The organism is Mycolicibacterium parafortuitum, assembly GCF_002086815.1.
GTDB classification, from domain to species: Bacteria; Actinomycetota; Actinomycetes; order Mycobacteriales; family Mycobacteriaceae; genus Mycobacterium; species Mycobacterium parafortuitum.
This window is the reverse complement of sequence record NZ_MVID01000055.1, coordinates 1-3,424: the sequence shown is the minus strand read 5'-3', so window position 1 is coordinate 3,424 and position 3,424 is coordinate 1. Positions and strand designations below refer to the sequence as shown.

Below are 3,424 nucleotides of genomic sequence, written 5' to 3'. Positions count from 1 at the left end.
TGTAATGCAAATTTCTGATTGATCCCAGCCTTTCGGGGTTGGGTGACTCATTTTTTGGTTTTGTGTTGTAAGTGTTTAAGGGCGCATGGTGGATGCCTTGGCACTAGGAGCCGATGAAGGACGTGGGAGGCTGCGATATGCCTCGGGGAGCTGCCAACCGAGCGTTGATCCGAGGATGTCCGAATGGGGAAACCCGGCACGAGTGATGTCGTGTCACCAGGCGCTGAATATATAGGCGTCTGGGGGGAACGCGGGGAAGTGAAACATCTCAGTACCCGTAGGAAGAGAAAACAACAGTGATTCCGTGAGTAGTGGCGAGCGAAAGCGGAGGATGGCTAAACCGTGTGCATGTGATACCCGGCGGGGGTTGTGTGTGCGGTGTTGTGGGGCGTTCCTTCTTCTCTCCGCCGAGAGAAGCGAGAGTGATAAACCGTTGGGTTAGTTGAAGTGGCCTGGGATGGCCTGCCGTAGTGGGTGAGAGCCCCGTAGATGAAAACTCAATGGCTTTCGTGGAATGTTTTCCCCGAGTAGCAGCGGGCCCGTGGAATCTGCTGTGAATCTGCCGGGACCACCCGGTAAGCCTGAATACTTCCTAGTGACCGATAGCGGATTAGTACCGTGAGGGAATGGTGAAAAGTACCCCGGGAGGGGAGTGAAATAGTACCTGAAACCGTGCGCTTACAATCCGTCAGAGCCCTCCTTCGTGGTGGGGTGATGGCGTGCCTTTTGAAGAATGAGCCTGCGAGTCAGGGACATGTCGCGAGGTTAACCCGGGTGGGGTAGCCGTAGCGAAAGCGAGTCTGAATAGGGCGTATCCACACAAGAGTGTGTGGTGTAGTGGTGTGTTCTGGACCCGAAGCGGAGTGATCTACCCATGGCCAGGGTGAAGCGCGGGTAAGACCGCGTGGAGGCCCGAACCCACTTAGGTTGAAGACTGAGGGGATGAGTTGTGGGTAGGGGTGAAAGGCCAATCAAACTCCGTGATAGCTGGTTCTCCCCGAAATGCATTTAGGTGCAGCGTCGCAGTGTTCGTGTTGGAGGTAGAGCTACTGGATGGCCGATGGGCCCCACAGGGTTACTGACGTCAGCCAAACTCCGAATGCCGACACGGTGTAATGCGGCAGTGAGACGGCGGGGGATAAGCTCCGTGCGTCGAGAGGGAAACAGCCCAGATCGCCGGCTAAGGCCCCTAAGCGTGTGCTAAGTGGAAAAGGATGTGCAGTCGCGAAGACAACCAGGAGGTTGGCTTAGAAGCAGCCACCCTTGAAAGAGTGCGTAATAGCTCACTGGTCAAGTGATTGTGCGCCGATAATGTAGCGGGGCTCAAGCACACCGCCGAAGCCGCGGCAGCATACCTTGTGTGTGCTGGGTAGGGGAGCGTCCTGCATCCGGTGAAGCAGCCGAGTAATCGAGTTGTGGAGGGTGTGGGAGTGAGAATGCAGGCATGAGTAGCGATAAGGCAAGTGAGAACCTTGCCCGCCGGAAGACCAAGGGTTCCTGGGCCAGGCCAGTCCGCCCAGGGTGAGTCGGGACCTAAGGCGAGGCCGACAGGCGTAGTCGATGGACAACGGGTTGATATTCCCGTACCCGTGTGTGAGCGTCCCTGATGAATCCATCTTGCTAACCGCCCAAATGGTGGCCCATCCAATCCTTCGGGAGCGGAGGGTTACCGGCTGCGCGGGACCCAGGTGGGTAGTAGTCAAGCGATGGGGTGACGCAGGAAGGTAGCCGTACCGGTCAGTGGTAATACCGGGGTAAACCTGTAGGGAGTCAGATAGGCAAATCCGTCTGGCAGATATCCTGAGAGGTGATGCATAGCCGATTGAGGCGAATTCGGTGATCCTATGCTGTCGAGAAAAGCCTCTAGCGAGCGCACACACGGCCCGTACCCCAAACCAACACAGGTGGTCAGGTAGAGAATACCGAGGCGTACGAGTGAACTATGGTTAAGGAACTCGGCAAAATGCCCCCGTAACTTCGGGAGAAGGGGGACCCACATACCGTCATGGCACTTGCTGCCGGCAGCGGGAGTGGGTGGCACAAACCAGTGAGAAGCGACTGTTTACTAAAAACACAGGTCCGTGCGAAGTCGCAAGACGATGTATACGGACTGACGCCTGCCCGGTGCTGGAAGGTTAAGAGGACCCGTTAACCCTTCGGGGTGAAGCGGAGAATTTAAGCCCCAGTAAACGGCGGTGGTAACTATAACCATCCTAAGGTAGCGAAATTCCTTGTCGGGTAAGTTCCGACCTGCACGAATGGCGTAACGACTTCTCAACTGTCTCAACCATAGACTCGGCGAAATTGCATTACGAGTAAAGATGCTCGTTACGCGCGGCAGGACGAAAAGACCCCGGGACCTTCACTACAACTTGGTATTGGTGCTCGATACGGTTTGTGTAGGATAGGTGGGAGACTGTGAAGCTGAAACGCCAGTTTTGGTGGAGTCGTTGTTGAAATACCACTCTGATCGTATTGGGCCTCTAACCTCGGACCGTCTATCCGGTCCAGGGACAGTGCCTGGTGGGTAGTTTAACTGGGGCGGTTGCCTCCTAAAATGTAACGGAGGCGCCCAAAGGTTCCCTCAACCTGGACGGCAATCAGGTGTTGAGTGTAAGTGCACAAGGGAGCTTGACTGCGAGACGGACATGTCAAGCAGGGACGAAAGTCGGGACTAGTGATCCGGCACCTCTGAGTGGAAGGGGTGTCGCTCAACGGATAAAAGGTACCCCGGGGATAACAGGCTGATCTTCCCCAAGAGTCCATATCGACGGGATGGTTTGGCACCTCGATGTCGGCTCGTCGCATCCTGGGGCTGGAGCAGGTCCCAAGGGTTGGGCTGTTCGCCCATTAAAGCGGCACGCGAGCTGGGTTTAGAACGTCGTGAGACAGTTCGGTCTCTATCCGCCGCGCGCGTCAGAAGCTTGAGGAAATCTGTCCCTAGTACGAGAGGACCGGGACGGACGAACCTCTGGTCCACCAGTTGTTCCACCAGGAGCATTGCTGGATAGCCACGTTCGGACAGGATAACCGCTGAAAGCATCTAAGCGGGAAACCCCCTCCAAGACCAGGCTTCTCACCCATTAAGTGGGATAAGGCCCCCCGCAGACCACGGGATCGATAGACCAGACCTAGAAGACCAGCAATGGTCGCAGGGAACTGGCACTAACCGGCCGAAAACTTACAACAAACACAACAAAACCTCGCAACCACAATCCACAGTCACACGACTGCACCCCACCACCAAAAAACAGGGGCTATAAACTTCCCCCAACCATGGGGGTCACTGAAAAGTGAATAGAGTTACGGCGGCCATAGCGGCAGGGAAACGCCCGGTCCCATCCCGAACCCGGAAGCTAAGCCTACCAGCGCCGATGATACTGCCCACACGGGTGGAAAAGTAGGACACCGCCGAACACAAATT

2 rRNA genes are annotated in these 3,424 nt (G+C 56.0%); both read left to right on the top strand.

Features of this window, described 5'->3' with window-relative positions:
• Positions 1-65: 65 nt before the first annotated feature.
• Positions 66-3,189: ribosomal RNA gene (locus tag BST38_RS28715) — 23S ribosomal RNA — on the top strand.
• 115 nt (positions 3,190-3,304) lie between these two features.
• A 5S ribosomal RNA gene (gene rrf, locus BST38_RS28710) occupies positions 3,305-3,417 on the top strand.
• Positions 3,418-3,424 lie beyond the last annotated feature (7 nt).